This is a genomic window from Marinobacter caseinilyticus (assembly GCF_011074955.1).
GTDB classification, from domain to species: Bacteria; Pseudomonadota; Gammaproteobacteria; order Pseudomonadales; family Oleiphilaceae; genus Marinobacter; species Marinobacter caseinilyticus.
Window position 1 is genome coordinate 316,153 of sequence record NZ_WUQJ01000020.1, and the last position, 15,240, is coordinate 331,392.

At 59.5% G+C, this 15,240-nt stretch carries 14 protein-coding genes; 8 read left to right on the forward strand and 6 right to left on the reverse strand.

Features of this window, described 5'->3' with window-relative positions; all coding sequences use genetic code 11:
• Nucleotides 1-237 precede the first annotated feature (237 nt).
• From sorT to GRX64_RS10805, 3 genes are all read left to right on the forward strand, one after another.
• The gene (sorT, locus tag GRX64_RS10795; protein ID WP_166267003.1) at nt 238-1,452 is read left to right on the forward strand and encodes a SorT family sulfite dehydrogenase catalytic subunit; all 1,215 of its coding nucleotides are present in this window, start codon (nt 238-240) and stop codon (nt 1,450-1,452) included.
• Nucleotides 1,453-1,544: 92 nt separating this feature from the next.
• Complete coding sequence (sorU, locus tag GRX64_RS10800) at nt 1,545-1,862, forward strand: SorU family sulfite dehydrogenase c-type cytochrome subunit (protein WP_166267005.1); 318 nt, start codon at nt 1,545-1,547, stop codon at nt 1,860-1,862.
• A gap of 179 nt (nt 1,863-2,041) precedes the next feature.
• Nucleotides 2,042-2,968 carry a cation diffusion facilitator family transporter gene (locus tag GRX64_RS10805; protein ID WP_166267007.1) on the forward strand — a complete coding sequence of 309 codons (927 nt, stop codon included), beginning with the start codon at nt 2,042-2,044 and terminating at the stop codon, nt 2,966-2,968.
• Nucleotides 2,969-3,034: 66 nt separating this feature from the next.
• On the opposite strand, the gene GRX64_RS10810 is transcribed toward GRX64_RS10805, so the two are convergent.
• Nucleotides 3,035-4,621 (reverse strand): ABC-F family ATPase, encoded by a 1,587-nt coding sequence (locus tag GRX64_RS10810; RefSeq protein WP_166267009.1) that lies wholly within the window; start codon nt 4,619-4,621, stop codon nt 3,035-3,037.
• A gap of 252 nt (nt 4,622-4,873) precedes the next feature.
• On the opposite strand from GRX64_RS10810, the gene GRX64_RS10815 reads away from it, so the two are divergent.
• The gene (locus tag GRX64_RS10815) at nt 4,874-5,761 is read left to right on the forward strand and encodes an AEC family transporter (RefSeq protein ID WP_166267011.1); all 888 of its coding nucleotides are present in this window, start codon (nt 4,874-4,876) and stop codon (nt 5,759-5,761) included.
• Between the two features lie 20 nt (nt 5,762-5,781).
• On the opposite strand, the gene GRX64_RS10820 is transcribed toward GRX64_RS10815, so the two are convergent.
• Both GRX64_RS10820 and GRX64_RS10825 read right to left on the reverse strand, forming a co-directional pair.
• Nucleotides 5,782-7,659 (reverse strand): N-acyl-D-amino-acid deacylase family protein, encoded by a 1,878-nt coding sequence (locus GRX64_RS10820; RefSeq protein ID WP_166267013.1) that lies wholly within the window; start codon nt 7,657-7,659, stop codon nt 5,782-5,784.
• A 54-nt stretch (nt 7,660-7,713) separates the two neighbouring features.
• Entirely contained in the window at nt 7,714-8,343 is a 630-nt protein-coding gene (locus tag GRX64_RS10825) for a TetR/AcrR family transcriptional regulator (RefSeq protein ID WP_166267015.1), read from the reverse strand.
• A 126-nt stretch (nt 8,344-8,469) separates the two neighbouring features.
• Here GRX64_RS10825 and GRX64_RS10830 point away from each other — a divergent pair, with 126 nt between their 5' ends.
• The 4 genes from GRX64_RS10830 (at nt 8,470) to GRX64_RS10845 (ending at nt 13,548) form a co-directional block, all read left to right on the forward strand.
• Nucleotides 8,470-9,339, forward strand: coding sequence for an alpha/beta fold hydrolase (locus GRX64_RS10830; protein WP_166267017.1), 870 nt, complete (start codon nt 8,470-8,472; stop codon nt 9,337-9,339).
• A 368-nt stretch (nt 9,340-9,707) separates the two neighbouring features.
• Nucleotides 9,708-10,085: a DUF4398 domain-containing protein gene (locus GRX64_RS10835; protein WP_166267019.1), complete on the forward strand. Its 378-nt coding sequence runs from the start codon at nt 9,708-9,710 to the stop codon at nt 10,083-10,085.
• Between the two features lie 20 nt (nt 10,086-10,105).
• Complete coding sequence (locus GRX64_RS10840; RefSeq protein WP_166267021.1) at nt 10,106-10,915, forward strand: OmpA family protein; 810 nt, start codon at nt 10,106-10,108, stop codon at nt 10,913-10,915.
• 143 nt (nt 10,916-11,058) lie between these two features.
• On the forward strand, nt 11,059-13,548 hold the full coding sequence (locus tag GRX64_RS10845; RefSeq protein WP_166267023.1) for an acyl-CoA dehydrogenase: 2,490 nt from the start codon (nt 11,059-11,061) through the stop codon (nt 13,546-13,548).
• Nucleotides 13,549-13,567: 19 nt separating this feature from the next.
• Here GRX64_RS10845 and GRX64_RS10850 read toward each other — a convergent pair whose 3' ends face one another.
• The 3 genes from GRX64_RS10850 to GRX64_RS10860 all read right to left on the reverse strand — a co-directional run bounded on the left by GRX64_RS10850 (nt 13,568) and on the right by GRX64_RS10860 (nt 15,231).
• Nucleotides 13,568-13,870, reverse strand: a complete 303-nt coding sequence (locus tag GRX64_RS10850) for a hypothetical protein (RefSeq protein ID WP_207308775.1) — start codon at nt 13,868-13,870, stop codon at nt 13,568-13,570.
• Nucleotides 13,871-13,941: 71 nt separating this feature from the next.
• Entirely contained in the window at nt 13,942-14,283 is a 342-nt protein-coding gene (locus tag GRX64_RS10855; RefSeq protein ID WP_166267025.1) for a TraR/DksA family transcriptional regulator, read from the reverse strand.
• Between the two features lie 87 nt (nt 14,284-14,370).
• Complete coding sequence (locus GRX64_RS10860; RefSeq protein WP_166267027.1) at nt 14,371-15,231, reverse strand: fructosamine kinase family protein; 861 nt, start codon at nt 15,229-15,231, stop codon at nt 14,371-14,373.
• Nucleotides 15,232-15,240: the final 9 nt, after the last annotated feature.

Sequence of the window (15,240 nt, forward strand, 5' to 3'; positions counted from 1 at the left end):
GTTTTGCCTGATGGCGGTTATGGGTGCCTTCAGACCTTCGCGGGCGTTACAGCGCGTCCGCTCAAGCCATTTTCACGGTTGTTCTGGTGCCGGAAAGCCGGATTCTGGCCCTAACCGACCGCCCCGATATGGCTATATTTTGATCAACGCCTAAACTAATTGAAGGAGTGTTACGTCACGCCAAAGCCCGGGCAGTCAGATCGGACGGCTAGGATAACAACAGCAAGGAGATAGCTCATGACCACATCGCACAACACCCCTCACCCCGATTCCCCCAATCTGACCCGGCGCCGTCTGCTGGTTGGGAGCGCCGGTGCCATGGCATCGGTTTCGCTACTGGGGCTGGTGCCTCTGACGAGAGCCGAAGAAGCCAAAACATTACCGGACTACGCGCGCTGGAAAGACGCCAGCGCGCTGATTGTTCACAGCGCCAACACCCTGGAAACCAAACGCGGCGCGATTGGCAGTGGCGTCGTTACTCCGAGCGATGCCCTGTATGTGCGCAACAACCTGCCGGCGCCGAGCGATCAGATCGTGATGGACCGGGATGCCTGGCAAGTGTCCGTAGACGGTGTTAACAACCCCCAAACCTTGACCATTGCGGACTTGAAAACCATCGGCGTGGAAACAGTGACCGCGGTTTTGCAGTGCTCGGGTAATGGCCGCGCCTTTTTTACGCATGGACCCAGTGGCACACAGTGGGGCACCGGGGCCGCCGGCTGTGTGGTGTGGACCGGTGTGCCCCTGCGCGACCTCGTGGCCACGCTGGGTGGCGTTAAAGCCGGGATGAATTACATTACCGGCACCGGCGGGGAATCGCTGCCCGATGGTCTGGACCCAAAGACGATGGTGGTAGAGCGCTCCATCCCGGTTGAGGCACTCGATCAGACTCTGCTGGCGTGGGAAATGAACGACGAACCCTTGCCCGTTGCCAATGGCGGTCCGCTGCGTTTGGTGGTAGCGGGTTACTTCGGGGTGAATAACATCAAATACGTCAAACACGTCGGCTTTACCGAGGGCCAAACCGACGCCAAAATCCAGGCCTCCGGTTATCGTATCCGGCCGGTGGGGGAAAAAGGCGCACCGGATCAACCCTCAATGTGGGAAATGCCGGTCAAATCCTGGGTAACGGCACCGCTGACGACCACCCACAAAGGCCGCAACATGATTTACGGCGTCGCCTTCGGCGGCACCAAGCCGGTCGCCAAGGTGGAGGTCTCCACCGATGGCGGCAAAACCTGGAAAACCGCCCGCTTCCTGGGGCCTGACATGGGTCGCTATGCCTGGCGGCCCTTTGTCTTGGCGACAGACCTGACAGCCGGTGAGTACCGCATCGTCAGTCGGGCCACCGACAGCGATGGTCAAAGCCAACCAGCGGATCGGACCGACAACGAGCGCGGCTACGGCAACACCAGTTGGCGCGACCATGGCGTAACGGTCACCGTTGGCTGAGGCCTGTTGACTACAGCCGTTGACTACAGCGGCCGACTGCAGCGGTTGGCGACAACGCGCCGCTGCGGCCGGCTTTGTCGAAAGGAGCCACTATGAAGCTTCGCGTGATGTTGGCAATGGCTTGTGGAGCCGTCGCATCCAGTTCCCTGCTGGCGGAGGACTTGCTGGCCACCGGTAAAAAGGTATTCCAGGAGCAGGCGCAGCCTTCCTGCACCATTTGCCACACGTTAGAGGACGCCGGCGCCGCCGGTGAGATCGGCCCCAACCTGGATCAGCTGCAACCCACTGCAGACCAGGTGGTCTCAGCAGTCAGGGGTGGCGTCGGGGTGATGCCGGCGTTTGGCGACTCCTTGTCCGAGCAGCAGATCCAGGCCCTGGCTCACTACATCGAAACCGTCACCCGCCAATGAATCGCTGACCGCCGTCAACGCCCGACCCATGCCTCGGCACCATCGGCGCCCGGTCAGGCACCTCCATGAATTGAAAACAGCGGACACCGGCGCTATGGTGCATAGCCTGTCCCACTCCTGAGCCTCGTGCCCAGGGCACTGTGGTACAGCCCGTTTTACTCGCCAATGAGAGGCCCGCCATGGCCGGTTCCAATAAAAAAGTAATCTTCGCTGCCCTGGCAGGCAATTTCCTGATTGCCTGTACCAAATTCTTTGCCGCCGTCACCACCGGCAGTTCCGCCATGTTTTCCGAGGGCGTGCACTCGCTGGTGGACACCGGCAATCAGATTTTGCTGCTGTACGGGCTCAAACGCGGTGCCAAACCAGCGGACGAACGCTTTCCCTTTGGTCACGGCAAGGAGGTGTATTTCTGGAGTTTTGTGGTGGCGATCCTGATTTTTGCTGTTGGATCGGGGATTTCCATTTATGAAGGTGTCACTCACATCATTGCGCCGTCGCCCATCAATGACCCCACTATCAATTACATCGTGCTGTCGCTGGGCATTCTGTTTGAAGGTGCGGCCTGGTATTTTGCCTTCACCGAATTCTCCCGTTCCAAAGGCAAGTGGGGCTATCTGGAGGCGGTGCAGCGCGGCAAGGACCCCACCATGTTCGTGGTGCTGTTCGAGGATTCCGCTGCCATGATTGGCATGCTGGTGGCGATGCTGGGGATATTTCTGGCTGACCAGACCGGTCTGCTCTGGCTCGATGGTCTGGCGTCGGTCATCATCGGCCTGATACTGGGTGGCACCGCGATCTGGCTGGCCTATGAAACCAAGGGGTTGTTGATTGGCGAGGCCGCCAATCAGTCGGTGGTGGCCGGGATCCGGAAGATCACCGCCGAAACCGCGCAAATTGACCGTGTCAACGAGCTGTTAACCATGCACATGGGGCCGGATTTCATTCTGGTCAATGTCAGCGTGGGTTTTTCGCCCGCCATGACCGCCGTCCGAATCGAACAGGTGGTGGCCGATCTGGACGCCCGGATCAAACACGCCTACCCGAGCGTGAAGAGGGTCTTTATTGAAGCGGAATCGCTGAAAACACTGGCGTCCGCTGAAGCCTGAGCCCACGATGCCCGGCCAGCCGCCGGGCATCGTAACAAGCGTTCATCGAGACGCTTAAGCAGGCACTTAGATGTAGCCCTGACTGCGCAGGTAATCGTCGTAGCTGCCGCTGAAGTCGGTCACGCCGTCCGCCTTCAGTTCGATGATCCGGGTTGCCAGCGACGACACGAACTCACGGTCATGACTGACAAAGATCAGCGTGCCGGGGTAGTTTTCCAGCGCCAGATTGAGCGCTTCGATGGATTCCATATCCAGGTGGTTGGTGGGCTCGTCCATCAACATCACGTTGGGCTTCTGCAGGATCAGCTTGCCGAACAACATACGGCCCTGCTCACCCCCGGAAATCACCCGCACCGACTTCTCGATGTCGTCGCCGGAGAACAGCATCCGGCCCAGAGTGCCGCGCACCACTTGTTCGCCGCCCTGAGTCCACTGGGCCATCCACTCGCTAAGGTTGGCTTCGTTGGCGAAATCGTCGGTATGATCCTGGGCGAAATACCCCACCTGGGCACTGTCGGTCCATTTCACATCCCCGGCTTCCGGCGTCAGTTTACCCACCATGCACTGCAGCAATGTGGTTTTACCGATACCGTTGGGCCCCAGGATCGCGACCCGTTCTCCAGCCTCAACTTTCAGGTTCAGCTTGTCGAACAGCGCTACCCCGTCGAAGCCTTTGGTCAGGTCTTTCAGGGTGACGGCCTGACGGTGCAGCTTTTTGGTTTGCTCGAACCGGATGAACGGGCTTACGCGGCTTGAGGGTTTCACTTCCTCAAGCTGGATCTTGTCGATCTGACGGGCCCGGGACGTAGCCTGCTTGGCCTTGGAGGCGTTGGCGGAGAAGCGGCTGACGAAAGTCTGCAATTCGGCTATCTGAGCCTTTTTCTTGGCGTTATCCGACAGCATCCGTTCCCGCGCCTGGGTCGCTGCGGTCATGTATTCATCGTAGTTGCCGGGGAACAGCCGCAGTTCACCGTAGTCCAGGTCGGCCATGTGGGTGCAGACGCTGTTCAGAAAGTGGCGGTCGTGGGAAATGATCACCATGGTACTGTTGCGGGCGGTCAGAATGCTTTCCAGCCAGCGAATAGTATTGATGTCCAGGTGGTTGGTGGGCTCGTCCAGCAACAGCACGTCCGGATCGGAAAACAACGCCTGGGCTAACAGCACCCGCAGTTTCCAGCCCGGCGCCAGCGCACTCATCAGGCCGTTGTGCTGCTCCATCGGGATATCCAGACCCATCAGCAGTTCACCGGCACGGGCATCGGCGGTGTAGCCGTCCATTTCCGCGAACTGGACCTCAAGGTCCGCCACGGCCATACCGTCGGCTTCGGTCATCTCGGGCAACGAGTAGATGCGGTCGCGCTCGGCCTTTACCTGGGCCAGCTCTTCATGCCCCATGATGACGGTATCGATGACCGTGCAGTCCTCAAAAGCGAACTGATCCTGGCGTAGCTTACCCAGCCGGATATTGGGCTCCAGCATGACGTGCCCGCTGGATGGCTCCAGATCGCCACCCAGGATCTTCATGAAAGTGGACTTGCCACAGCCATTGGCACCGATCAGACCATAGCGGTTGCCGTTGTTGAATTTGACTGAGACGTTTTCAAACAGGGGCTTGGCCCCGAATTGCATGGTGATATTGGCAGTAGAAATCAACGAAGGAACCCATAGCTAGACAGTGAGGCGTGGCACAACGCCGACGCGGAAATGCGCAGATTGTACAGGTTTTGCGCGCTTTAGTGTCAGCCATGCTAAAACCAGGCATAAGGAATAACCGGGATTTGCGCCATGCCACTTAAGTCGCAATGACGATCAAGGGCGGCTTACCCACACTGGCAATACTTGCAAAGCTAACGACCGGCGCCGACGGTCCATTGCAGTCCGCACATTCACCCGGATCGGAAAACCATGATAAACCAGATTCTTTCGACCATGCTGCCGGTGTTCCTGATTACCGCTTGTGGCAGCCTGTATGGCCGCTTTCGCAGTCCCGACATCAAGGGCATCAACACCCTCAACATGGAGCTGTTTGTGCCCATGCTGGTGTTCGCGGTGCTGGCCGATCGGCAGGCGCCGCTGCAGGACTACGCCGAGCTCGCCCTTGCCGGTACCGTCATCGTGTTGGGCTCAGGACTGTTATTGTGGCCACTGGCACGGCTGCTAAAACTGGATTTGCGCACCTTCCTGCCACCGATGATGTTCAACAACTCCGGCAACATGGGTATTCCCCTGCTGGTACTAGCCTTTGGCGAAGAGGCCCTGCCCGCGGCCGTGGTGTTGTTTGTGGTCGAAATGCTGCTGCATTTCTCGGTCGGCCTCAAGATGCTGAACCCCCAGACACCCGTTTGGCGGTTGCTGAAAATTCCGGTGGTCATTGCCACCATCGCTGGGCTGTCGGTGAATGTCAGCGGTCTGTCTTTACCCGTCTGGCTGATGGAAGCCTTGAGCATGCTGGGCGACATCTGCATCCCGCTGATGCTGTTCACCCTGGGTGTGCGGATGCTGGATGTGGATTTCAGTGATTGGAAAACCGGCCTGCTCGGTGCCGTCGCCTGCCCCGCCAGTGGCCTGCTGCTGGCCTGGCCGCTGATGTACCTGCTCGATTTTCAGGGCCTGCAGCTGGCCGCGCTTTGGGTCTTCGCCGCCCTGCCGCCGGCGGTGCTCAACTACATGGTGGCGGAGCAGTACCAGCAGGAACCCCACAAAGTCGCCTCGCTGGTGCTGATCGGGAACCTGGGCAGCCTGGTAGTGATGCCGGTCGTGTTGGGGCTGCTGTTCTCAAGCGGCGCCAGCTGACCACGCGGCCGACTCGCCGATCAAAACGTGGTCGCCAGCACCCGGCCCAGTTTTTCTGTGCCTAGCGGCGCTTCAAACCGATTACCGCGCCATACTGGTTGACCGGCAATCATCACCAGTGGCACCAGACCATCGGTTCGATTAACCAACTGCTGGTATTGGAATTCCTCCCGGTAGATGCGATGGACGCTGTTGTCGTGGTCAAACCGGCGCAGCTCGAACGGGTCGATCAGGATCAGGTCGGCCGGATCGCCCACATCCATGCTGCCACCTTTCACCCCGAACACCCGTGCCGGGTCGCGGGTCAGGCGCTTGACCATGTAGGCCACGTCGCGGTCGCCGCCATCCGATGCCAGGCGCAGCGCCCGCAGGTTGCCATCGTAAAACGCCATGTTGGTCAGGTGGGCACCGCTGTCGTTGAAGCCCGGCAGCAGTTGCGGGTCCATCAGCAGCTTACGGGTCATGACCGGGTCCCGGTTGGCCGATACCGTGAACCAGCTCAGGTCGAGATCGAAAGCCCGCAGCATGCCGAGCATAAAATCCGCTTCGTCCTCAATGTCGGCAAAGTGTGCAGCGATAATGGTCTGCTCCTCGGGACCGGCCACGCCCTCCGAAGTGCTCTTGTTGAACGAGACAACGCGCCGAAACACCGCCTCAAACGTCATGCCCTGCCAGGCTTTAAGTGGGCAGACATCGATGGTCATGTCGGCCAGGGAGCGATTAAACGCGTAGTCCTCCAGCCGCAGCAGTCGCTTCAGGCGGGCGAGGTTGATCCCCTGTTTGCCAGTCAGCCACATGGTCCGGAACCGTTCAATGTAGTCCGGATCGTTGAGAATCTTCAGGCGCCCTTCGCGGTCTTCCAGTTCAGTCTCGTTGAGGCGGCGTAACTCGGCAATTTCCTCCGACAGCGGTGTGACCGCGCCGTCGGACCAGACCTTGAACGGGGCCGACAAGGCCTGCAGGTGAAAATCGCCCTGCAGCCAGCGCGAATTCAGTACCCGGGCCAGCAGCCGCGCCAGGCGCACAATTTTGCGGTTGCTGTGAACGTCGAGCGCGGCCACCACCGTCGTTTTCAAGGGCTTGCCATGCAGCCGGCCACAACTGAGCAGAAAGGTTTTGATGGTGCCGATGGTGCTGTCTTTCGGCGGCGTCGCCTGCCAGACCGCGCCCTTGCGGCGGACCACCTCGGTGAGCCGTTTGATTTCGCCGTACTTGGCGAACTGGGTCGGGATGGTCTTGTCGGTGTGGGGTTGATTGGCCAGGTAATGAAACGGCAGCGCATCGGTTGAAAACCCGGCATAGCCGTCGTCCAGTGCCTGTTCCAGCAACTGCTCCATGGCACACAATTCGGCCTCCGTCGGGTCCCGGCTGATGCTCGCCTCAAAGCCCATCACTTCAATGCGCAACATCGAGTGCGGCACCATGGTCACCACATTAGGGCCAAGGGACAACCGGTCGAGGTGCCCGATGTACTCTTTGGGGGTCTGCCAGTCGACCTTGTCGGCGGTGGCCCGCAACACCGACTTGGGAATGTTTTCAACCCGGGCATAGCAGTCCACAATCGGGTCCGCACCGTTCTTGCGCTGGGCACCGAATGCAAGCCCCAGGCTACAATTGGCGATCACCACCGTGGTGGTGCCATGGCGCACCGATTCCGGCAACCCGGGCGCCACCTCCAATTCCAGATCAAAATGGGTGTGGATATCGAACAATCCCGGCATGGCCCAGTGCTCGCTGCCATCGATCACTTGCCGCGCCATCCGGCTGTCCAGGCCGGCACCCCGCGCTGCGATCACGCCATCGGCAACGGCAATGTCTTCTACCATCGGGGCCTCAGCGCCACTGCCGTCAAAGACCTTGGCACCCTGAATCAGGTAATCCCACTTCACATTGCTCATCACTGCCTCTCCTGGAATTATGAGTCGAGCGTTTGGGGTATACGGTTTGCCCCATCAGCGGTCCGGCGCTTGATTGCCGCCTATCCTGTTCTCAAAATACGCCGCCAGCAGATCGACGCCGCGCTCGATTAACGCATCCCGCTCGATCCCGTGGTGACCCTGGAACACATGCCGGTGGACCAGGCCTTCGGCCATGGCGAACAGACAGAATGCCGTGGTTTCGATATCGTCTTGGATATACCGCCCCACAAACGCGCGGGTCCGGTCCATCAACACCGCCTCACCTTTCTCAATAATGCCCGCCAATTCGGTATCGACCCGACGCCGGTATTCCAACACCTCATGAAAGCCGGATTCCTGACGGTGGAAGTCGTAGATAAACGAAAGCGCCTCGCGAAACACCTCACGAAGGCACGGGTGTTGTTCACCAGCTACCCGCAGGCTGGCTGCCGGCACATGGACATGATCATGCAACGTCGCGAATCGCTGCCGGGTAATCTCCAGCAGGACATCGTCCTTGTTATGAAAGTGTTGATAAAAAGTGCCGGTGGCCACCCCGGCACGTGCGGCTATCGACTTCGCCGTGGTCGCCTCAAAGCCCTGTTCAGAGAACTCCTGAAACGCCGCGTTTAACAAGGCGGAGCGCTTGCGAATGGCACGCTTCTGCTGCGGAGCTGATTTCATCGGTCTGCACCTGAAAATGGTAAAAAATAAATAGCAAAAGCTAAACTTGACGTCAAGTTCATGTTTTTGCATGATTTGAAGTTAATGCATTGATACGTGTCGCGATAAACGACGCAGGGAGAGCGAATGCGCCTCGATGAATGGCATGATAAAGGTCAATGGCTCGACATCTGCGGCTTTAGGCTGTTCGTGGTGGATGAGGGCGACGCTGACCAGGAAACACTGCTGCTGATACACGGCTTCCCGACCGCAAGCTGGGACTGGCACAAGCTATGGCCTGATCTGCGCAAAACCTATCGGGTGGTGGCGCTGGACATGCTCGGGTTCGGCTACTCCGACAAGCCGGCAAAACACCGTTATTCAATCCATGAACAAGCCGATCTGGTGGAAGGTGTGGTCAAGCAACTTGGCCTGAAACGCTTTCATGTGCTCGCTCACGATTACGGCGATACCGTGGCACAGGAGTTGCTCGCGCGCCAGACCAACGGCGAGGGCATCGGTCAATGGCAATCGGTGTGTTTTCTGAACGGTGGGCTGTTTCCTGAGACTCATCGTGCCTTACTGACTCAGAAAATTCTGCTCAGCCCGCTCGGAGCCGTGTTTAACAAGCTGTCCAGCAAGCGTCATTTTGACCGCGCCATGACACGGGTATTCGGCCCCAACACCGCGCCCGCGCCCGAAGAGCTGGCCGATTTCTGGGCGCTGATCTGCCACGACAACGGCAAACAGGTTTTTCACAAGCTGATCACCTACATGAACGATCGGAAGCAGCACCGAGAGCGCTGGGTGGACGCCCTTCGCCACGCCAGCATCCCGATTGCGTTAATCAACGGCTCGGCGGACCCGGTTTCCGGCGCTCACATGGTTGCCCGCTATCAGGAACTGGACCTGCCACTGGCCTACCTCGGCGAGCTCGAGGGCATTGGTCACTACCCACAAATAGAAGCCGCGAGCGAAGTCTATCGCCACTATTTTCGATTCCAGGCCAATCGCTGAACCGACCCGCCATCGGTGATTGATTCTCAATTTTCCAACCCTGCCGTAGCGCCAATAGCGGCTCGCAGAGCGGACCTCTGCGAGCCCGGCCATGACAATCTCTTTATCTCCAGCCTCTTAAATAATCAATACATATCAATTATTTGGACTGACTCCCTTCGGTGCAATACCGCATACACCCCCATCGCGCGGGGGTATGTTGCCGCTTGTTCATATTGTCTGGCCAAGTGACTGTTATAGTTATTATTAGCTTTTACATTTTTTAACATTTCGAATTCTTGGTGCTGTGCGCTGACGAGATGACGCAGCCGTCGTTCCGTGGGTTCGGCGCAGTGTTTGCCGTGACCCACACAATAGGGAGTTCAACCATGAAGCCGAATTACTCAATCCTACGCCCGCTCACCGTTCTGGGTCTGGCGGTCTCGTTGATGGCCTGCGCCGGACCGGGGCCACGACCGGACAGCCAGCTGCAATCCGCGGAGTCCGACATCAAACAGGCCGAAGCCGCCGATGCCAGACAGTTCGACCCGGTGCTGCTGAACCAGGCCAAGAACAAACTCGCCGATGCCCAGCAATTAATGAATCAGGAACAGTACCGGGAGGCCGAGCGTTTGCTGGAACAAGCATCGGTTGATGCCCAGCTCGCGGGTGCGCGCTCGGAGACCGAAAAGGCCAGGCGCGCGGTTGCGGAAATCAACACCACCATCGAGAACCTACGCAAGCAGCTCAAGATGGATCAACAGTAAGCCCGGTTAAGGAGATTGTTATGATAAGTCGTACACTGTCCACCAGCATCGCAGTCGGGCTGTCGGCACTCATGGTTGGCTGTGCCAGCGCGCCCCAGCAAAATGCCAGGGTCGATGAAGCCCGCATGGCCTATGAAAAAATTGAACAGGACCCCAACGTCGCCCGCAGTGGCGCCAGCCAACTCCGCAGCGCCAGGACCGAGCTGGAAAGAGCCGAGGCCTTACTGGCCGAAGGCGCCGACGTAAGCCAGGTCGAGCACGTTGCTTATCTGGCCAACCGACACGCGGAAATTGCCCAGCAGCAGGGCACGCGCGCGGAATTGGAGGAGGAGATCGATTCCGCCGAGGAGCGCCGCAAGCAGTTGATGTTGCAAATGAAAACCAGTGAAGCCGAACGGGCACGCCTGGAGGCGGAAGCGCTCCGGGAACAAATGGCCGCTCTTCAGGCCGAAAAGACCGAACGCGGCATGGTGCTCACGCTTGGCGATGTGTTGTTCGATCTCAACAAAGCCGACTTGAAAGCCTCCGGAGAACGGACCGTGGCACGACTGGCTGAATTCATGCAGGAGTATAAAGAGCGTCGCGTGCGGGTCGAAGGTTATACCGACAGTACCGGTGACGAGGCCTACAACCTGGAACTGTCCAAGCGTCGCGCCATGTCGGTCCGGGATGCGCTGCTGAACCGCGGCATTTCCAGCACCCGCGTGGAGGTTGAAGGTTATGGTGAAACCTATCCCGTGGCGAGCAACGACACCAACGCGGGGCGACAGCAGAATCGCCGGGTAGAGATCGTCATTTCCGATGAGAATGGCAACATCGAAACCCGTTAGGGTTCCGATGTCACGGTGATCTGAAGCCAAAAGGGCCGGACTTGTCCGGTCCTTTTTTGTTTTCGCAGCCGTAAAAAGAGGTGCTTGCATCGATTTCTGATTTGATGGACGCTGAGATAGCACCCTAAAAAGGAGGTCATGCGATGAGTGTCCTGTTGTTGTTAATAAGTGCCCTGGTTCTGCTTTACCTTGGTGTTGGTGGCCTGATCGCGGTCGTGGTGCTAGCCGCTGCCACTCTGTCGGGCATTTACTTGGACGACGGCCATCTGGTCAGCGTGCTGTTCGGCGGTGCCGCGCTTACCGGCTGCCTACTGCTGGTTGTCCCGAGTGCGTTCCGGCGGGAGATGGTGAGCCGTCCCCTGCTCAACTGGGTCAGGACCCGATTGCCCGTTTTATCCGACACCGAATCCGAAGCCCTCAAATCTGGCAGCGTTGACTGGGACGGCGAGCTGTTCTCAGGTCGGCCCAACTGGGATCGGTTGCTGGCATCCAGACCGGCACGTCTGAGTGATGAAGAGCGCGTGTTTATCGATGGCCCCGTCGATACCCTGTGCGGCATGCTCGATGACTGGCACATCACCAATGAATTGTTTGATCTACCGGACGACGTTTGGACATTCATTCGAGAGCAGGGTTTTTTCGGACTGGTCATTCCAAAAGCCGACGGCGGCAAAGGCTTTTCCGCCACGGCCCATTCTGAAATCGTGATGAAAATTTCCACTCGCAGTATCTCGGCGGCGGTGACGGTGATGGTGCCCAATTCCCTCGGGCCGGGCGAGCTGCTCATGCATTACGGTACCGACGCGCAGAAAAATCACTACTTGCCGCGACTGAGCACCGGCGAGGAGGTGCCCTGTTTCGCGCTGACCTCGCCCATTGCCGGCTCTGATGCCGGTGCCATCCCCGATAAGGGCATCGTCTGCAAGGGAGAGTGGGACGGCAAGGAGGTGATGGGCCTGAAAGTCACCTGGAACAAGCGCTACATCACCCTGGCGCCGGTGGCGACGCTGATCGGGCTCGCCATCAAAGTGTACGATCCGGATAACCTGCTGGGTGAGGAAGACGTGGGCGTTACCTGTGTCCTCATTCCCAGCGACACCAAAGGCGTCCACAGCGGCGCCCGCCACCTGCCCATGAATACCGTCTTCATGAACGGGCCGACCTGGGGCGAGGACGTCTTTATCCCCATGGATCAGGTCATTGGTGGCCAGGAAATGCTCGGCAAGGGCTGGACCATGTTGCTGGAATGCCTCTCCATCGGGCGTTCCATTTCACTGCCGGCACTGGGCACGGGGGCGGGCAAGCTGGCCAGCCTGGTCACCGGCTCCTACGCCAGCGTGCGGGAGCAGTTCGGTCGGTCCATCAGCCAGTTTGAAGGCGTGCAGGAGGCCCTGGAGCCGATCGCCGGCTACACCTACATGATGGATGCCGCACGCTTGCTCACCGCAGGCATGCTCGACCGCGGAGGTCGGCCATCCGTGCCCTCTGCCGTCCTGAAGTATCGCAACACCGACCTGATGCGGGAGGCAATCAACCACGCCATGGATGTGGTGGCCGGCCGCGGCGTGATCTCCGGCCCCCGCAACTTTATGGCCCGGGCCTATCAGGCCATTCCCATTGGCATTACGGTCGAAGGCGCGAACATCCTCACCCGCAGCCTGATGATCTTCGGTCAGGGCGCCATTCGGTGCCACCCGTTTATTGTGGAGGAAATCAAGGCCGCCGGGCTGGACGATCAAAATGCCGCCGTGGCCAAGTTTGACCAGGTCTATTATCGCCACGTCGCCCACACCACGGGCAACAGCCTGCGGGCGCTGGTGCTCGGGCTCACGGCTGGCCGCCTGCAAACCGCCCCCACGCGCGGCAACATCGCCAGGTATTACCGTCAGTTCAGCCGGTTTGCCGCGGCATTTGCCATGATGACCGACGTCACCCTGCTCACTATTGGCGGCGGCCTGAAGGCCCGCCAACGCCTGTCCGGGCGGATGGCAGACTGCCTGGTGCACTTGTATTACGGCTCAGCCGTGATCAAGCAGTGGCACGAAGACGGTTACCCGGAATCGCAGCGTCCGCTAATCGAGTGGTGCCTGCAACAGTCCTTGCACGACCTGCAGGAGCAAATGCGCTGTGCTATCGACAACTTCCCGGCCAAGGTGCTGCGCTGGCCACTGCGGCTGCTGGTGTTCCCGCTGGGTGCGACCGGCTTACGCAAGCCTGACGACGCGCTCGGTACCCAGGTCGCCCTTACCATCGTGAAAGACACGCCGGTGCGGGATCGCATTGTCAAAGGTGTCTATATCAGTGAGGATCCGGACGACCCGGTTGGCCGGGTGCTCAATGCCTACCGGCTAGCCAACAGCACGCGGCCGATCCGAGACCGCCTGCACGAAGCCATTCGCAACAAGGACCCGGACGAGCTAGACGCCATCGCCCTGCTGATGGGGCACCAGCGCGAGGAATTAGTGGATTGGGCACTGAGTGAAAACATCATCAATGAGGATGAAAAAGCCCCCTTGCTGGAGGCCCTGTCTGCCCTGTACGACGTGATTCGCGTGGACGCCTTTGACCCCGACGGAATCAAAGATATGTCCGAATCGGTGATCGGTAAGCGCAAGGCCGTGGCCCGGCCCTGAGCCGCCACGGCGATGCCGTCTAGCGCTTCATGATGTCGATGATTTCGCGGGTATCCGAGATAACCGTGAAGATCTGGTCTTCTATCTCGACTATTTCTCGGTTGTCACCGATGGGACGCACCCGGCCCCGATAATAGAGGTCGGCGTCCATCCGATCGCCCTCATGCAGCTTTTTCTCCCACCCCGGTGGCAACGGTTTGCCTTGTTCCACGTTTTTCTGCAGGCCCGGCGGTAATTGGTCACTGTGGGGCGGTTTGGCCAAGGAGGTGCCAGACACCACCAGCGCGGCGGCCATCAGAATGACTTGTGCGTACATCTTCATAAGTCTGTCCTCGTGGTTCACTTTGAGCATTACCCTAACATCCCGACGTGTCGTCGGTGATTACCATTGCGTCAGGTCGCTTGTTCGCAGTCGATGCAACGGGTGGTGGTGGGGTCCACCGCCAGCCGACGCGGATCGATGGCTTCGCCGCAGTTAAAACAGTCACCGAAGTCGTTGTCTTCAATGCGCCGTAACGCGCCTTCAATTTTGAGCCACTGTTGCTTGCGCCGGCGCTCGGTCTCCTGTGCCATGGCCTGCCCTTGCATCGCGTCCATGCGCGACAACCGCCCGACACTGGCCTGGTCCAGTGCGACCGGCTTGGCGGCATCGGCCGAACTGTGGCTTAACTCGGCCAGCTCCGCGCGTAACTGGAGTAACGTTGCCTGATAGCGTGCCAGCTCATGCCGGGTCATAACGGCCCACCTCCGGTTGCAATACCGCGCCCATCTCTGGGATCAGTCTAGTGGTTATCACCATAGTTTAGTGGCTAGACCCATAGTTTAGTGGCTAGACCCATAGTGTCGAAGGACGGCCCGGACCGACCCCAGATAGCCACGGCCAAACAGGTTCAAATGGTTGAGCAGGTGGTAAAGGTTGTACAACCTGGCCCGCGTGGCCCAGTCCGGCTCGACCTCGCTGCCGGCCAGGTAGGCCGAATAGAATGTCTCGGGAAAGCGGCCAAACAGGGTGGTCATCGCAAGCTCGGCTTCAGGCCAGCCATAATGGACCGCCGGATCAATCAACACCGGTTCGCCCCGGGGGCCGCAGTGAGCATTCCCGCCCCACAAGTCACCATGAATCAGACTGGCGGGCTGGGGCGGCAGCCACTCGGGCAAACGCTCGCTGACGCGATCCAGGCGCTTGCTATCGGAAAGTCCCAACAGGCCCTTCGCGCGGGCCAGGTCGCCCTGGTGCTGCAGGCGGGCGGTCGCAAAGAAGGCATAGCCGTCGGCCAGGCGCGGGTTGGGCTGAGGCGTTAACCCACAATAATTGTCGCTGTCAAAGCCAAACCGACCGGCCCGGTGCTGATGGAGTTGGGCCAATTGCTGGCCAAACCGCGGCCAGTAATCCGGTGCCGGCGATCCAGCCAGCCATTCCAGCAACAGCCCATGCTCCCCCACCCCCAACACCGAAGGCACCCGAACGGTCTGGGTATCGGCCAGGGCCTGGAGGCCGTTCGCTTCGGCGGCAAACAGGCCCAATGGCGGTGCATCATGGGTTTTGGCGAACAACTCACGGCCGTCGACCAGCCGCGCCCGATAGGCCTCGTTGATGCAGCCACCGGACACCCCGGTCACCGACTGGCAAGCGGGCAATCCCTGCGCCGACAGCAAGTCTTGGAGGACTTGCGGGATATTCATCGCGTCACC

Bases quoted from the DNA above. Each gene is read 5' to 3' on its own strand.
- GRX64_RS10835 (WP_166267019.1), top strand. From the start codon at position 9,708: ATGAAGCCGAATTACTCAATCCTACGCCCGCTCACCGTTCTGGGTCTG.
- sorU (WP_166267005.1), top strand. From the start codon at position 1,545: ATGAAGCTTCGCGTGATGTTGGCAATGGCTTGTGGAGCCGTCGCATCC.
- GRX64_RS10820 (WP_166267013.1), bottom strand. From the start codon at position 7,659: ATGAGCAATGTGAAGTGGGATTACCTGATTCAGGGTGCCAAGGTCTTT.
- GRX64_RS10830 (WP_166267017.1), top strand. From the start codon at position 8,470: ATGCGCCTCGATGAATGGCATGATAAAGGTCAATGGCTCGACATCTGC.
- GRX64_RS10840 (WP_166267021.1), top strand. From the start codon at position 10,106: ATGATAAGTCGTACACTGTCCACCAGCATCGCAGTCGGGCTGTCGGCA.
- GRX64_RS10815 (WP_166267011.1), top strand. From the start codon at position 4,874: ATGATAAACCAGATTCTTTCGACCATGCTGCCGGTGTTCCTGATTACC.
- GRX64_RS10850 (WP_207308775.1), bottom strand. From the start codon at position 13,870: ATGAAGATGTACGCACAAGTCATTCTGATGGCCGCCGCGCTGGTGGTG.
- GRX64_RS10855 (WP_166267025.1), bottom strand. From the start codon at position 14,283: ATGACCCGGCATGAGCTGGCACGCTATCAGGCAACGTTACTCCAGTTA.
- GRX64_RS10825 (WP_166267015.1), bottom strand. From the start codon at position 8,343: ATGAAATCAGCTCCGCAGCAGAAGCGTGCCATTCGCAAGCGCTCCGCC.
- sorT (WP_166267003.1), top strand. From the start codon at position 238: ATGACCACATCGCACAACACCCCTCACCCCGATTCCCCCAATCTGACC.
- GRX64_RS10805 (WP_166267007.1), top strand. From the start codon at position 2,042: ATGGCCGGTTCCAATAAAAAAGTAATCTTCGCTGCCCTGGCAGGCAAT.
- GRX64_RS10845 (WP_166267023.1), top strand. From the start codon at position 11,059: ATGAGTGTCCTGTTGTTGTTAATAAGTGCCCTGGTTCTGCTTTACCTT.
- GRX64_RS10860 (WP_166267027.1), bottom strand. From the start codon at position 15,231: ATGAATATCCCGCAAGTCCTCCAAGACTTGCTGTCGGCGCAGGGATTG.